This window comes from Flammeovirga sp. MY04 (genome assembly GCF_001682195.2).
In the GTDB taxonomy this organism is placed as follows: Bacteria; Bacteroidota; Bacteroidia; order Cytophagales; family Flammeovirgaceae; genus Flammeovirga; species Flammeovirga yaeyamensis.
This window is the reverse complement of sequence record NZ_CP003561.2, coordinates 1-16,267: the sequence shown is the minus strand read 5'-3', so window position 1 is coordinate 16,267 and position 16,267 is coordinate 1. Positions and strand designations below refer to the sequence as shown.

Sequence of the window (16,267 nt, the reverse complement as noted above, 5' to 3'; positions counted from 1 at the left end):
CTATTCATTAAATTAATAGATATGTAATAAAATAAAGAATCACCCTTGTCTAGAATGATCCACGTGGAACATTATTGTATTTTTCTAAGAACATATAAAAATGGGTTGGTAAATCAGGATATAAATCCGTTTACCAACCCATTTAAATTTTCTATACATCAAGACTTTATTTAGTCATGATTTCCAATATCGTCTTATCTGTGGTTTTCATACCTTCCTGAGCTAATGTTCCTACATTTTGTATGGTATCTTCGACTCCATCTCCAATAATTCCATCATCACAAGAAAGTACACTCCCCATTTGTGCTAACATTGCTCCATCGAAAGCTGAATATATACCAGATGCAATTTTAGTTGCACAAGATGCTTTAGCTCCATCACAAATAACTCCAGATACATTTCCCAAAGTATTTGTGATTGCATTCTGAATATCTTTCACGTTTCCGCCTTCTAAATAGACCAAGGTGCCACTTACTGCCGCTGAGGCTGTCATTGCTCCACAATACGCAGAAAGTCTCCCTACGTTAGTTTTAACGTGTACTGTCGTTAAATGAGACATGAATAATGCTCTGTATAACTTTTCATCGGATATACCTTGATCTAAACAATATCTTATTATAGGTAATGAGGCCGTCATTCCTTGATTACCGCTTCCGCTTGTGGTCATTACAGGCATAGCACTACCTCCCATACGAGCATCGCTTCCTGCAGCTGTAAAAGAGGCTGATCTATTTCTTTGATCATCCCCATAGATTCCTCTACTAATGTTCTTTTGAATAGCTGCACCTATATTCACTCCATACTTTTGATTTAAACCTTCCTCTGCTATTCTTTTGTTGTAGTCAACTACTTTACTAAAAACAGGAGCAATTTTCTCAATATCTATAATATTGGCATAATGAAAGATCTTTTCTACGGATAGAATACTTCTATCAGTTAATGAAGAATTGAAATCGCTATCATTACACGGTTGATCAATAAGAGTCTTACCGTCTTTAATCACTTTAGTCACATTGGTGTGTGTATGTTTGATTTCTACACTTGCATTATGATTATTTCCCTCTACTTCCATATTGATATAAAGGGCCATCGCATTTTCGGCCACGTTAATCTCTACAGTATTATTTTGAAGAAAATGAGTAACAATTTCCATGTCATCAGCATTAACATTACTAATGACCATTAAATCTGCTTCAGCATCGCCAAATAATGCTCCCATAGCCGCAGCGACTTTAATACCTACTTTACCTTCCGAATTAGGAACAACAACGCTCATGGCGTTTTTAAGGATATTACCAGAAACATTAATCACTAATTTTTGAGGCTTCTCCCCAAGGTATTTAGTAGCTAATGCAGCAGCATAGGCAATGGCAATTGGTTCCGTACACCCTTCTGCAGGTACTATTTCTTCCTCCATTATCTTGAGGAATAACATTTCTTCTTCTTTGTTGACAGACATGGTTAGTAAATTAAAATTAGTGTTTATATAAAAAAGTGAAATTCGAAGAGTTAATCCCTTGTTTAAAGCTCCATTTCTTTCAGTTCTTCTTCTGTAAGCTTTCTTGCTTCTGGTAATCTCTTTCTAAGTTCATTGATAACAAATTCAGTTTCTTCTTCTGTAATTTTTCCTGCTTTAAAGAAGATTACTTCTCCTGTATTGTCCACTACTAATACTGTAATATGGTTATTACAATCACCTGTATTCCATTCGGATTGTACAACTCCCTTTGGATCGGTTAATATTAAAGCATTTGCTTCCCTCTTAGACCTTTTCCTTAGCATTCTAATCATAAATCGTATAATACCATTAGGGTAAGGTGTATCTTTTAAATTCACTATACCATAAGCATGAAATTTATCTAAAGGAAATTTCCACTCTTTGGTTTTTTCAACGAAGTAATCGTTTTCTTTTGGATTATCAGGATCAGGATAGAAAATCAATAATACTTTCTCTCCAATACTTGGCGTAGTAAATGGATTATTTTTTAAATCCCTTACCTCTATAGGATGAATCTTATCACCTGCTTTTAAATATTCTTCTGATGAGGTGTTCTGACTAAATACCCCAAAATAAAAACATAGAAAAAATATTGTAAGAAGAGTTTTCATTAATATTAATAGTACTGTTGATTATCGAATGGTAAATATAAATAAGTAATGCGTAGTACTAACTATTGTTTAAATTATGTTTGATAATTAAGCGAATAACTATCGACGTCAAAGTGAGTTAATGTGTATTTTTTCATCACCCTTAGTTTTCAGGATCAACAAAAAAGGATAAATAGTGAATAAGTAGTTGATTACAACCCAATGTAAGTATTCTCAGTAAAGCATATGTTTCTGATCAAAAACGGAGTTTACATCAAAAAAATGAAAGATTAATCTTAAAATAGTTCAAGTTAGTTCTATTGTAAGTGTATAAAAATCGTTATTCATCAACAGAAATTATTCAAATTTAGTACAATTCCCCACAAAACATTTTCTATGACATTAACCGTATAGGAGGGAAACAAAGTTTTAACTGCTGTATCATGAAACGTAACATTTTCCCCATAACTGCTTTAACTATTGTCCCCTTACTTTACTTTTTATTATTTCAAGATGCATCTACTAATGATATAGGAGAAGTAAGCATAAAACTTGAATTAGAGGAGCTCCTTTCTAAGGAAATTTCAAATGAGAATAACGTTGCACATTTTTCTGTAAAAATAGTTCATAAAACGTCTAAGCAGGAAATATACTTTTATAAAGAGTACAACGATATTCCTCGTTTAGTGAAGTTACAACAAGGTGAATACGAAATCTTAGCCTTAGGCAAATTGAAAGAAAATAAATTTTACGAAGGTAAAGCATCACTAACTGTATTAGGAGGTAATCATAGTATAGTAGATATAAAATGTAGTAATAGGAGAGCTACCGAGTTATTGGTAGATCAAAATTTCAACCATACATTATTTCCTTCTGTAAGAATTTGGTCAACTACTGGCTCTATATGGAGCAACATTTTTTAAATCGAAAATTCATAAAGTATTATCATGAAATTTATCTAAAGACTAAAATGCAAGAAAGCCGAATACCATAGTATTAATTTACCCTTCCGTTTATAACAGAAGGGTATTTTTTTGGTATAAAAAAAGGTTGTTTCCGTAATGGAAACAACCTTTTAATATCTTATTATCTTATAGATTAATCTTCACCTAAACGGTATTTAGATACATCCATACCGAAAGTTAAATCACGGTCAGATAACATTTCTTCTAGCTCAGTAAGTGTTTTCTTACCGAAGTTACGGAATTTCATTAGGTCACGTACTTCAAGTGATACTAACTCACCTAAAGTTTTCACCTCACCTGCTTTCAATGAGTTGTAAGCACGAACTGATAATTCAAGTTCTGAGATTGGTGTTTCTAACATAGCACGCTTCTTAATTTCTTCTGGAGTCCACTTAGGCTCAGCAGAACGAGGTGTCATGTCGATTGTGATTTCTTTGTCTGTGATCTGCGCAAAGTGTTGGATCAAGATGTTCGCAGCTCCTTGTAAAGCTACTTCAGGAAGAATAGTTCCATCAGTTTCGATCTCGATTAACAGTTTTTCGTAGTCAGTACGTTGCTCTACACGAGTGTTCTCTACGTGGTAATCAACATTTTTGATTGGAGTAAATGTTGTATCCATAGAGATGTAACCGCTATCGCCTTCTGCGTTGATAGCTTGGTTCTCTGCAAGAACATAACCTCTACCTAAGCTAATAGTTAACTCAAATTGAGGAATTGAAGTACCGTCTAAAGTAGCGATTACTAAATCAGGATTCATTACTTCGAATTGCTGACTGCAGAATTCTTTAATATCACCCGCTCTGAATTCAGTTTTTCCATTTAAATCTACAATGATTTTTTCTACTGGCTCTTCAATCATTGGTTTTAAACGAACTTGCTTCAGATTCAAAAGCACTTCTGGTAATTCTTCATTGATACCAGCTACTTTAGAAGAATCTTGAACAGTATTCAAAAACTTGATACCGACAATCGCATATCCTTCTAGCGCAGATAATAACGTTCTTTTGAAGGCATTACCAATCGTAGCACCGTAACCTCTTTCTAAAGGTTTGAACTCAAATAGACCTTTGTAATCACCGGCCTTGTCCATTACTACTCTCTCCGGCTTTTGGAATGATAATATTGACATATTTATTCTTATATAATTATTTTTCTTTCGAACATGGTATCTTATTCAACGACAAATCATTTTACACCTTAGGTTAGGAACCTAAAATGAAACTGTATTCATCTTTAAATATGATCAACCCGCAAATTTAACAAAAAAATATTATTGTAACAGTTTACATCAAAGAATATGATAGAAAGTTGGATAAAAAAATTACTTTTTTTCTGTGTATTGAAATACATATTAGATTTTATCCATTAAATACTTTGAGTTTCTAAAGAAGATTTTGAATGTAACTCACTCATTATAAAGTAGAAAAAGTATTTTCAAATATCATGATCATCACTTTAGACTCATTAAATAACTGTAAAGTGATTTTATACGAAAAATTACTAATGATTCTAAACTCAAAAAAATAATCGAAAAAAAATATGATTTCTAAAAACAATTTAGATCACACTAAGTTAGGTTGTTAGCATTAGATAATATAATTAAAGATAACTTTTAGGATAATATCAATATCAGTTTAAAATAAAAGCTCAGCATTTTGTGCTGAGCTTTTTTTTTATGATAAGATCCACTTCTTAAGTGTATGTATATTCGGGAAATTTTGTTTGTCTCTCATCGCCATTTTCACATCATTTATTTCTTTCCAAATCTTCCAATTGGGGTTTTGTTGATATTTAGAAACAGCTATCTGAATAACATCTTGTGGTAAACCGAGTTCACCTAATCGAACAGGCAGTTTATTAAGTTTACCTTGAAATTCGAAATCAAGTGATGCTTGAACAGGAGGTGGTTCGTTCACTACTTCTGGAGTGACTTCAATTGTTTCCTCTACTTCATTCACTACATCTGTTTTTAATAACTCTCTCAGGATTTCTTCTCTACTAAACCCTAATGACTGAAGCATACTCATCTTTTTCTGTAAAGGATTTTCTCCTGGTGCTTCTCCGTTCGTCTGTGTTGGGGCTGCTTGTGCTGGATTCTGCATATTGGTATGCATGATCTGCTTCTGCCCTTCTGCTTGCTTCTTATTGAAGAAGAATTCCAAATGTGTACATCTTCTTCCGGTTTTAATTAATTCTAAGGTGACTTCAAGGTCTGTATTTTCATTAATATCTTTAATACATTTTTGAAGAATTGAGCGATTAAATGCAGCGAAATTCTTATATGATTTAGATTCTGATAAACCTAATATAGATTTTAATTCTTCTACAGAAATCTTTCTCGAATTATACTTACCTACACCTTGCGATAATAAGTCATACATTCTAACAGCATGAGGAGATCTCATGTGTCTTACGCTCGAATACAGATATTGTGTATAATTTGATGTAGGTGATAATAAATTTTTAAAGTTTCCATTAAACTGGAATACAATTGATGTTTTATCTAGTTTAATTTTTGAGAATAAAGGAATATACTCTCTTTCAAATTTATTGGTGTCGTTGTGTTCCCCCTCTCCTAATGTGATTTTGGCACTTGCTAATGCATCACAACCAAAATCTAATTGCTTTAAATCTTTACCTCCTGGATGTCTGCCTAGGAATTCAGATACCTTAAATACAATCTCATCTTCTGCAGTTAAATCATTTAATGTAAAAGCAAATAATAATAGCTTTTGAGAAACCAAGGGAAGAGGTTTCTTTTGTTTTGCCTTAATAAAACGATTGTGTCGTTTTACTTTATTACTACTCGTACGTATTTTGTTTAAAATATCCATTATCTAACTTTATCGGGAAACAATCAAAAAATGGTAATATGTATAGCTTTACCGTATTTATGAGTCACAACTTCGGTATATCAATACATAAAAGCAAATATTTGGTCGGGTAATTCATACATAATTACATTTTCATACGGTATATCTATACATACTTTAGAATTATGTTACACTTTATTGCTCTATTATACTCTTCTTTTCTCCAGTAGAAATAGAATTTTCATACTGAAAATGCATTAAAAGGCCTGATATATGAATAAAAGCATCAAATATGCGGTATATCTATACATAATTAAAGGTTTCAATACACAAAATGCGAATACTGTTATGTATTACTGTATGTATATGTGTATGATAATTCTTAAATAGATGATATTTATCCAAAACATACGGTACATCTATACATAATAGTTAATTATACTACATTTTAAGGCCGGATTTATTGAAAATAAGCTTCATTTATACGGTAACTCTATACATTTAATAAAAATAGTATACTTAATTAGTGGTACATCTATACATAAAAGAATAGTAATAATCCATATATCATGTACATAAAAGCATAAATCATCTGGCTGAATACATAAAATGGAACTCTATTTCGGAAAATGAATATAAATTCTACTAGATATACGGTAATTCTATACATTTAATGACTTACTCACACATATAAACGATAATAAATGCGGTATAACAATACATAGTAGTTGCTTTTGATGCATAAATAATTAAATGTCCTATTTGCTATAACTATAAAATTGATCAATTATGTATCTCATTTCTGATAATGTATGGTACATCTATACATAAAAGCACGGTAATTCTATACATTTCAATTAAAACCATTACACTATTACTACTATTTGATACATTAAGGGAATTATTATACATAGTTTAATGGGTAATCTATACATATAGATATGGTAAATCTATACATCTTAATACGGGTAATCTATCACTTAAATCGTTTGTTTTAATCTGTTTATCAAGCAGTTACGTACACCTACAATAAACAATTAAATACAATATTAAATAAACCTTCCAATAAATATTCTTTTATTTTTAATTCTTTTATCAAATACTCAAACCTAACAGGATTTATGGTAAACCTATACATCAATTATAAAAAATTTATTCCGCTTGCGGTATATCTATACATAAAAAGGTATTTTTATGACTATTAATACGGTATATCAATACATTTTATAAAGTATACATACATATTGGGAAATTAATATGTATTAAAATTAATCATTATGTATAGATGTACCGTACATTTTCTGGAATTTTGATACATAAATAAGAATTTTAATTATCTTAAAGTATAATTCTTTAAATAAACTTGACCGTAAATTAGAAAGTTTATAGCTTTGTAACTATACAATAATATAACTAAAAGGACAATGATCGGAGATAACATCGTAAAACTTCGCAAAAAGAATAATATGCAACAGAAAGAGTTGGCTCAACTTATAGAGATTTCTGTGCAAGGTCTGATCAAATGGGAAAAAGGAAAAGTAGAGATTCCTTATTCAGGTTTATCAAAAATCGCCGATATTTTCAAAGTTCCACTAGATTTTATTGTAAAAGGGGAGCCAGCACATGTTATTTCATTTATCAATTCGAAAGGTGGTAATACTAAATCTTCTCTTTTAAGACAGATTGCAATTGGAATCATCAACCAGAAACCCGATTGTAAAGTATTATGTGTGGATACTGATCCACAGCAAACCCTAGTGATGTACGCTGATAATGGTACACATGAGAATATAGATGTAATTGCTTTCGATTCTAATTCAATTGCAGTATCTGAGAAGTACCGTAAACTTATTGAGGATACACATTACGATTACGATTATATTTTAGTTGACACTGCTGGTTATGTAGCAGTAACAGATCTTTTAACAAGTATAATAGCTAATTCTGATGTTATTGTTCCTATTACTTTAAATGAAACGGCATTAGGACCAACAATTTCTAGTATTAGTAACATCGCCGATGTAAGAGATTCTTTGGATCTTCCTACTAAAATTATAGGGGTGAGAAACCGAGTAAATAGAACCGTAAAAGAATCGAAAATGCCATTTGAGTTAGATGGATACTTGGGATTGAAGCTATTAGATGGTTTTATTCCAGATTCGATTCAATATCAAAGAGACACTAACTTTAATGTTGTTAATCCTACTAGAGAGGTGAAATCATTAGTAAAAGAACTTTTGCCTGTAATAGACTAATCTTTAATACCCATGCTGAATCTAGATAAATTCAAGAAGAAAGAAGAAGAAAAACATAGAGAGGGGAAAACATCTTTAAGAGAAAAAGAATCTTCTGAGAAATTAACTCAAGTAGATTTTAAATCTCCAGGTGCATTTCATATCGAACCTGAATATCGTGAGTTAATTAGAAAACAAACTCCGGATGAGGCAAGAAACTTCGAAAAATCAATAAAAGAAGAAGGTGTAAGAGAACCAATTTTATACTGGACGCATACACTAAGAGAAGATAACGGTGCTGCACGTTTAGTTCACACTGTAGTCGACGGTCACCATAGATGTGAAGCGGCAGTAAAGCTAGGTTTGGCTTATATACCTTGTAAAGAGCTTAAATTCAATTCTCATAACGATGTGAGGATTTGGATGCTTAGAAACCAATTAGGTAGAAGAAATATTGGTGATGCAGAAAAAATCACTATTGCTCTTCAGCTAACGGAGTTTTTAGGGGTGGAGGCCAAAGAAAGAAAGAAAAAACAAGTTGAATCCTTCAATAAAAAGGAAACGGTACAAAAAGAAGCTGCCAAAGAAATTCAACCTGTTGAGAAAAGTGAAGACGAATTAGAGTTAGATCAATTTAAAGATACACTTAACCTTGATGCTAGCGGTAGAATTAACCGTGCGGAAGAAGCGGCTAAAATTGCCGGTGTTTCTACAAAGAATGTGACCAAAATGAAGAAGGTCATAGAGAAAGGTGGAGAGGATATCGTGAAGTCTGTAATCAATGGAGACCTTTCTATTCATAAAGCTTGGTCGGATATTAGAGCTGTCGAAAAGCAAGAAAAGGAAAAAGCCAAAGGAGAGGCAAAACCTAAAAAGGTGAATCTAACTCCAAAAGTGATACAATCTTTATTGCATAATAAAGAATTGGTGAATGGTATTGCTAAAGTAGGCTATGCTTTTAGAAACCCTAAAGAGAAATTTGATAATATCACTTTAGATCAAGTGAAAGTAAATCATATTAATGATTTTGCACTTAGATTCTTTGAAGAAGGTAAAGAAGTAAAGCAAGCCAAGAATATTGATGTTGTTCAATTTATTAAATTGTCAGAATCTGATCTGTTCCCATTAATTGTGGGGTATCAGATAGTTTCTACTTTAGATGATCTAGAATACATCGACTCTTTGAGCACTTATACGGCTTATACACATAAAATGTATATTGTGGTAAAAGATAAGCTGACTAAAAGTGCTATCAAGAAAATTGAAAAAGATAAATTAAAGATAGGAGTGATTTCAGTTTCAGAAACACAGGAATTGAATGTAGATCATGAAAGTCATTATTTAGCGCTTTCAATGGAAAACGAATTCCATATGTTGAGAGAATCTGTTTTACATTCAGTTTCCTCTTTATAATAAACGGTTTTGGCAATTTTGCCAAAATGGATAAAATGAGAAGAGCCACATAAAATATGCGGCTCTTTTTGTTTATACACACTTATACACAAATATATATTTTTAATTGAGTTGCTATTCACTCAATAATTTTTCTATTCTTTCCTCGGCAACTTCTAAACTACCATATGATTCATTCTTCTTCACTAAATTTCCTTGCAGGTTTTTTAGCTCAAATTTCGAATATTGTAAGTAACAAGGATAGTCCAGTGCAATTGATCCTTTTAAAGATGTATAGATTACCCGATCACCAAAGGCATTACTTTGATATGATTTCTGGATCTTGTTGTTCATTTTATTAATGATTTGTTACAATAGTTTATACGATTTAGTTAGAGGTTTATACAAGGGTGTTTAAGATTGTTATAAGATTTTACAAACAAAAAACCACGGCGTTATAAACTCCGTGGTTTTCCTCTTAATAAACTAAACTAACAAACAAACTTCCAACTAATTTATCTTTAAATCACTGATTGTGATTGTTTTATCATTTTTGATACTTCTAAGTAACAACAACCGATTGCGATTTTCAACTTTTAGCAACTTTAAAGTTCATGTTGTTAAATAGTTGATATAATAAAATTCAAATATTACAATTCTTTTTAGTGTACAGTGTTATGTGAGGTTGTTTTTTGACTTTTTATCCAAATTTCGATTTTGGCAAATTTACCAAAACCGAAACTGATTAAGGGAATATTCATTTTAGCACTTAGTGTTTGATGTTGTATTATCACTTAATGTGATTTTAGATTATTAATTCTTTATAGATTCAATTAAATTTAAACCACCACATTAATAGGATTCGATATGTTAAAGAAGAAAGTAGTAACAAAGAACAATAAAGCTTTAAATAAATCTGGAATTAAGTCGAAAATTAGCGTTGCTCAAAAACAACGAAAATTAGTTGAACAGAAATTCGAGCGTTTAAAAAAGACCAAGCCGGAACTAAAGCTGAATGAAAAGTTTGTGGAGGAGGTGAGGACCTACATGTCGAAAAGAAGGAAAAGTGGATTAGGAGTTGAAGAACGATCACTTAAAAGTTATATGTTCACTATTAAAGATAAGTTGATCAAAAATATTCTTGAGGACTAATTAAATTGACTTATCAGATGAACAACAAAAACAATATTGCTTTTCTTAATGAAATAAATTCCGATTGGGTCATCGAGACATTTCATCAAATGACTTTGGATGAGAAGATCGGCCAACTATTTCAAGTCGCTGCTTTTTCAAATAGAGATGATGAACATTTTAAAGAGATTACCCAATTAATCGAAAAATATCATTTAGGTGGTCTTACTTTCTTTCAGGGAACAATTGATAAACAAGTTGAGTTAACGAATACCTATCAGAAATTATCGAAAGTACCTCTTTTTATTAATATGGATGCAGAGTGGGGTTTGGGTATGCGACTAAAAGATGGACTATCTTTTCCTTATCAGATGACCCTTGGAGCAATTCAAGACAATCAATTGATTTATCAGTTTGGTGAGTACATAGGAAAAGAATGTCGTAAGATGGGAGTGTCATCGCCTTTGGCTCCAGTAGTCGATATCAACAATAATTCTAAAAACCCTGTAATCAACTATCGTTCTTTTGGGGGTGATATTGAGAACGTGGCCAATAAAGGGATTGCTTATATTAAAGGATTGCAATCTCAACATGTATTGGATAATGCAAAACATTTTCCAGGTCATGGAGATACTGCTGTTGATTCACATTTGGATATGCCTGTTTTAAATCATTCTGATGAACATTTAAGAGAGGTTGAACTTTATCCTTTTAAAAAGCTAATTGATGAAGGTTTGAGTAGTGTCATGTCGGCACACCTTCAGATAGAAGCATGGGAATCTAAAGAAAACACACCATCTACTTTATCTTCTAAAGTATTAAACGGTATTTTAAAAGAGGAACTTGGTTTTGACGGATTAGTAATTACCGATGCTATGGACATGCAGGGAATTACCAAATACTATAAAAACGGAACAGCCGATGCCTTGGCTATTCTTGCTGGTAATCATGTTATCACCAATAGTAAGGATGTAGGAGAAGGAGTGGCTAAAATCAAAGAATTTTTAAAAGAAGGGAAACTCACAGAAAAAATACTGGATGAGGCTGTTTTAAAAATCTTGGCCATGAAAAAATGGGTAGGACTGCATCACCATAAAACAATAACATATTCTTCTGAGGCACATAAAAATGACGGGGAATCTATACATCTTTTACAAAAGTTGTCCGATAAGGCGGTTACTTCTTTAAAAGGAGAAATTCAAAAGTTAGATGTAAACTCGAAAAATGTGTTTCTTCAATTGCATATTAAGAATGAAACAAAAAGTATTCGAGATGAAGTGGCACATCATTTAAAAGATGTTGATGTTTCTACCCAAAGTCCATTATGTGATTATTTTAAACATCATCAAGTACCCACTTACAGTTGGTCTGATCAGAATAAAGCTACCGAACTATTTGATGTGATAGAAAAGTCAAATCAATGCGATAGAATCTTTGTGAGTATTTTCGGAATCAATAAAAAGCCTCTAAACAATTTTGATTTGCCAAAAGAATTGAGCGATGAATTATTTAAGCGATTAGATAATGATAAAGTCACTTATATACATCTAGGAAACGCATTTGCTTTGGATGAACTTCATGAATGTCAAAAATCGAAGGAAATACTTCTTACCTATCAAGATCTAGAAGCTCTACAAAGGAGTGTCACCAAAGTTTTTGATGCCCATTTAATCCCCGATGGGAAATTAGCAGTAGAACTAAAAAATTATAAGCAGCTTTAAGCTGCTTTTTTTGTTTATAAAATTGACAAAAATAAAAACATTATGACTATCTGTATGGTGTTATGTGTCGGTAAATACTGAACATTAGTGATTTAATTGAAAAATAATGTCAAAATATTAACCAAATTATTTGTTTAAATAATAAACATGGTTTAAATTTGAGTCATCAAGTTGATCGAGGATATAGGTCAATTATTATTTGATCAGAAAGATAGAATTACCATGAAAAATTTACTTATTTCAATCTTTGTATTGATGTTTACATGTTTATCAACATCAATTGGTTTAGCAGTAACAGACAAGAATCAGCCAACTGAAAAAGCAAAGGAAGAGCACACAACACATAAGGAGACTTTTAACCACTCTCATACATTAACTGTAAATAGTTATGTAGTGAATGTAGGTAGAGGAGCCACTTATTTTGGAATATCTAAGAAACTAGCCAAAATTTCTGGAACAGATTGGTCTTGGGATTTGGTAGACAGAGTCGAATTGAGTCATCAGTTGAAATATCAAGGAGAAATATTAAAGCCCAAACAGAAGTTCTCCGTAAACCTCTAAATTGTTTATTTACTTTACTTAAAAAGTAACCCAAAAACAAAAGCAAATTTATACATCGTCATATAACAGTTTTAATCAATAAGTAGTTAGTCATTACGTTTTAATTGTCGGCTTTCGCAAGCCCTAGATATTTGTGTAAAATTTATTCTTCGGAATGAATTAAGAAAGGCCTCAAATTTTTTTTGAGGTTTTTTTCTATTTATAGGGTGACATTTTTTAGATGCCGATATAACCTAGTGTAAAGATTAAAATAGTAATTGATTAGGTAGTAAAGATATGAGATAGTTGAAAAGAAAGGGACATATTGTTCCTTTCTTTTTTTTATGTCCTCTTGTTAAATCTCGCTTTTAAGGGTGTTATCGACTAAAAATGACTAGACATAAACTTTACAGAACTAAAAAGTACGCTTTCTTCCCCTGTTCACCCATCAAAATGTTTTTAATTTCAATAATTAAGAAATGAATTATGTGAGATTACAATCTTTATTCTGATGAAAACAAACTTTTTAAATCAATTAAAAAAGCATCAATACTTATTTTGGCTTATCTTTTTGATGCATTCTTTATCCGTTTCTGGGCAAGAATCTGATGTTGATTTTTCATTTTACAATACGTCTTTAAGTATTTCGGAGCGATCAGAAATTTTGGTGAGTCAGATGACTATTGATGAAAAAATCCATCAGTTAGTCAATTCTGCACCGGCGATTCCTAGGTTAAATGTTCCGTCCTACGATTGGTGGAATGAAGCTTTACATGGAGTAGCAAGAAATGGTAAAGCCACAATATTTCCTCAAAGTATTGCACTTGCAGCTACTTTTGATGACGCCTTAGCTTTAAAGGTAGCCGATGCGATTTCTTCAGAAGCATTAGCGAAATATCATATCTCTCAATCTGTAGGTAACCATTCTAAATATGCAGGATTAACCTTTTGGACACCCAACGTAAATATTTTTAGAGATCCGAGATGGGGTAGAGGACAGGAAACTTATGGAGAAGATCCGTATTTGACTTCTATTATGGGAGTAGCTTTCGTAAAAGGCTTACAAGGAAGTGACCCTAATTATTTAAAGACAGCAGCTTGTGCTAAACATTTCGCAGTGCATTCTGGTCCTGAGTCTTTAAGGCATGAATTTGATGCTACACCCTCACAAAAGGATTTATACGAGACCTATTTACCAGCCTTCGAAGCCTTAGTGGTTGATGCAAAGGTAGAAGGTGTTATGGGAGCCTATAATGCTGTATTTGGAAAACCGTCGACAGCAAGTCCTTTTTTATTGCAGACCCTACTTCGTGAGCAATGGGGATTTGATGGGTACGTTACTTCCGACTGTGGTGCTATCTACAGTATATCGTCCAAGTTTAAATTTGCCGATAGTCCAGCAGCTGGTGCAGCGGTGGCTTTAAAAGCAGGTACTGACTTAAATTGTGGGAAAACCTATTTACAACTATCTGCAGCCCTTGAGCAAAACTTAATTACCGAGGAGGTGATTCACGAACGCACTGTTCAACTTTTTAAAACTAGGTTCCGATTAGGAATGTTCGATGGAGATAAAAAGCACATCTATTCGGAAATGTCGCCCGAGATGATCCATAGCGACGAACATGTTGCCTTGGCTAGAGAAGTGGCTCAGAAGTCGATTGTATTACTAAAGAATAAAGACAATATACTGCCATTATCAGAAGATATTAAAGTGCCTTATGTTACCGGCCCATTCGCCAATTCAGTAGATATGCTGATGGGTAGTTACTATGGCATTAGCCCCAATATGGTCACTATTCTAGAAGGAATTGCCGATGCTGTTCCTTTGGGAACCTCCTTAAATTACAGAAGTGGTGCCTTGCCGTTTCATGATAACATCAACTCAAAAAACTGGGCCCCATTTGTCTCTGGAGAGTCGGATGTGACTATTTGTGTTGTGGGTATTACTGCAGATATGGAAGGAGAGGAAGTGGATGCTATAGCCTCTCAAGATACTGGAGATAGAGTAGAGTTGGCATTACCACAGAATCAGATCAATTATGTGAAAGAGTTGGCTAAACATAAAAAAGGTCCATTGGTATTAATTGTCGCTTCAGGTTCCCCTGTAACATTAGAAGAAGTAGAAGAGCATTGCGATGCTATTTTACATATTTGGTATCCTGGCGAACAAGGTGGAAATGCAGTGGCAGATATTCTATTTGGTAAAGTATCACCTTCAGGAAAACTACCTATCACCTTCCCAAAAAATGTAGATCAATTACCTCCTTTCGAGGATTATTCGATGAAAGGAAGAACGTATAAATTCATGGAGGAAGATCCACAGTATCCTTTTGGTTTTGGTTTATCTTATGCTTCTTTCAATTATCATCATCTGAATTTATCAAAGACCAAATTGAAAAAAGAGGAAGATATAGAGGTTTCTTTACAGATAACAAATCAAAGTGATATAGCCTCTGATGATGTCGTTCAACTGTATTTAATTCCTCAAGATATTTCATTACCTGATACACCGAAATATATTTTAAAACGCTTTAAGAGAGTAGCTGTAGCACCTCATGAAACTGTCGATATATCTTTTAATTTATCATCAGAAGACTTTAAATTATTTGATGAAAAAGGTAAGAAAGTGAGAGTGAAAGGCAATTATAAAGTAGTGGTAGGAAATGCATTGCCCTCTTCTCGAAGTGTAGCTTTAGGGGCTTCTGAATTTGTAGAATCCGTAGTTACATTAAAATAGAGAATAACATACCAATTCATGATAAACAAAAAAGTCTGTCTAAGTGTATGTTTAGCAGACTTTTTATTTAAAATCTATCTTCATTTTATTTCAAACGTTTCACATCTTCATCCGTTATCACCAAGTTCCATTTATCGGAGTTTTTATCTTTTTCGTACGTTCTAATATCTAACGTTTCTCCACTACTATTGTAATAGACCCCTTGCAACTTCAGTTTATCATTAATAATAAAATAGACGTTGGTTAACTCTCTAGTGATTTCATAATTCATCACTTCCATAGTCTTAAAATTATTGTCCAGATATAACTCAATCTCGCCCGTATGGTAATTATAAAGGTAATCTGTTTTACCTTCCTTGTTGTATCCCATAAACTTTTCTAAAATAGCGATCGACTTATCATAATCGTACTTTTGACCTGTTAAGCTTTCAAGTTTCTTTTGAGAAATATCCTTCTTTTTTACTGCTTTCTGCTCATGATCAAAAACACCGATTTGTGCAAATATTGAAGTAGATAGAAATAGAATAAAGAGGGTAAGAATGGTTTTCATAGTTTATTTCTTTGACCTATAACCAATATACATAATTTAAATGAGCTTTTTACATAAAAAAAACATCCCACGGTAATGGAATGTTTTGTTCTCTCT

Annotated in this window: 13 protein-coding genes; 7 read left to right on the top strand and 6 right to left on the bottom strand. The window is 32.5% G+C overall.

What is annotated here, in order from left to right; genetic code table 11:
* Positions 1-166: 166 nt before the first annotated feature.
* Positions 167-1,459: an L-cysteine desulfidase family protein gene (locus MY04_RS20380; protein ID WP_066213545.1), complete on the bottom strand. Its 1,293-nt coding sequence runs from the start codon at positions 1,457-1,459 to the stop codon at positions 167-169.
* 62 nt (positions 1,460-1,521) lie between these two features.
* Positions 1,522-2,109 (bottom strand): YtfJ family protein, encoded by a 588-nt coding sequence (locus MY04_RS20375; RefSeq protein WP_066213543.1) that lies wholly within the window; start codon positions 2,107-2,109, stop codon positions 1,522-1,524.
* A 422-nt stretch (positions 2,110-2,531) separates the two neighbouring features.
* Between MY04_RS20375 and MY04_RS20370 the strand changes: the two genes are divergently transcribed.
* A complete protein-coding gene (locus tag MY04_RS20370; RefSeq protein WP_066213540.1) occupies positions 2,532-3,011 on the top strand; it encodes a DUF4493 domain-containing protein in 480 nt (159 codons plus the stop codon).
* Positions 3,012-3,186: 175 nt separating this feature from the next.
* Here MY04_RS20370 and MY04_RS20365 read toward each other — a convergent pair whose 3' ends face one another.
* Both MY04_RS20365 and MY04_RS20360 read right to left on the bottom strand, forming a co-directional pair.
* Positions 3,187-4,182: a DNA-directed RNA polymerase subunit alpha gene (locus MY04_RS20365; RefSeq protein ID WP_066213537.1), complete on the bottom strand. Its 996-nt coding sequence runs from the start codon at positions 4,180-4,182 to the stop codon at positions 3,187-3,189.
* Positions 4,183-4,726: 544 nt separating this feature from the next.
* Positions 4,727-5,887 (bottom strand): replication initiation protein, encoded by a 1,161-nt coding sequence (locus MY04_RS20360; RefSeq protein WP_066213534.1) that lies wholly within the window; start codon positions 5,885-5,887, stop codon positions 4,727-4,729.
* 1,403 nt (positions 5,888-7,290) lie between these two features.
* Between MY04_RS20360 and MY04_RS20355 the strand changes: the two genes are divergently transcribed.
* Positions 7,291-8,121: a helix-turn-helix domain-containing protein gene (locus MY04_RS20355; protein ID WP_066213531.1), complete on the top strand. Its 831-nt coding sequence runs from the start codon at positions 7,291-7,293 to the stop codon at positions 8,119-8,121.
* A 12-nt stretch (positions 8,122-8,133) separates the two neighbouring features.
* Entirely contained in the window at positions 8,134-9,513 is a 1,380-nt protein-coding gene (locus MY04_RS20350) for a ParB N-terminal domain-containing protein (protein ID WP_066213528.1), read from the top strand.
* Positions 9,514-9,627: 114 nt separating this feature from the next.
* On the opposite strand, the gene MY04_RS20345 is transcribed toward MY04_RS20350, so the two are convergent.
* Entirely contained in the window at positions 9,628-9,846 is a 219-nt protein-coding gene (locus MY04_RS20345; protein WP_066213525.1) for a hypothetical protein, read from the bottom strand.
* Between the two features lie 513 nt (positions 9,847-10,359).
* Between MY04_RS20345 and MY04_RS20340 the strand changes: the two genes are divergently transcribed.
* The 4 genes from MY04_RS20340 to MY04_RS20325 all read left to right on the top strand — a co-directional run bounded on the left by MY04_RS20340 (position 10,360) and on the right by MY04_RS20325 (position 15,621).
* A complete protein-coding gene (locus MY04_RS20340) occupies positions 10,360-10,644 on the top strand; it encodes a hypothetical protein (RefSeq protein WP_066213521.1) in 285 nt (94 codons plus the stop codon).
* 17 nt (positions 10,645-10,661) lie between these two features.
* Positions 10,662-12,344 (top strand): glycoside hydrolase family 3 protein, encoded by a 1,683-nt coding sequence (locus MY04_RS20335; protein ID WP_066213519.1) that lies wholly within the window; start codon positions 10,662-10,664, stop codon positions 12,342-12,344.
* A 222-nt stretch (positions 12,345-12,566) separates the two neighbouring features.
* Entirely contained in the window at positions 12,567-12,905 is a 339-nt protein-coding gene (locus MY04_RS20330) for a hypothetical protein (RefSeq protein WP_158297806.1), read from the top strand.
* A gap of 490 nt (positions 12,906-13,395) precedes the next feature.
* Positions 13,396-15,621: a glycoside hydrolase family 3 C-terminal domain-containing protein gene (locus MY04_RS20325; protein ID WP_084006029.1), complete on the top strand. Its 2,226-nt coding sequence runs from the start codon at positions 13,396-13,398 to the stop codon at positions 15,619-15,621.
* An 85-nt stretch (positions 15,622-15,706) separates the two neighbouring features.
* Here MY04_RS20325 and MY04_RS20320 read toward each other — a convergent pair whose 3' ends face one another.
* Positions 15,707-16,171 carry a hypothetical protein gene (locus tag MY04_RS20320; protein WP_066213513.1) on the bottom strand — a complete coding sequence of 155 codons (465 nt, stop codon included), beginning with the start codon at positions 16,169-16,171 and terminating at the stop codon, positions 15,707-15,709.
* Between the last annotated feature and the right edge of the window lie 96 nt (positions 16,172-16,267).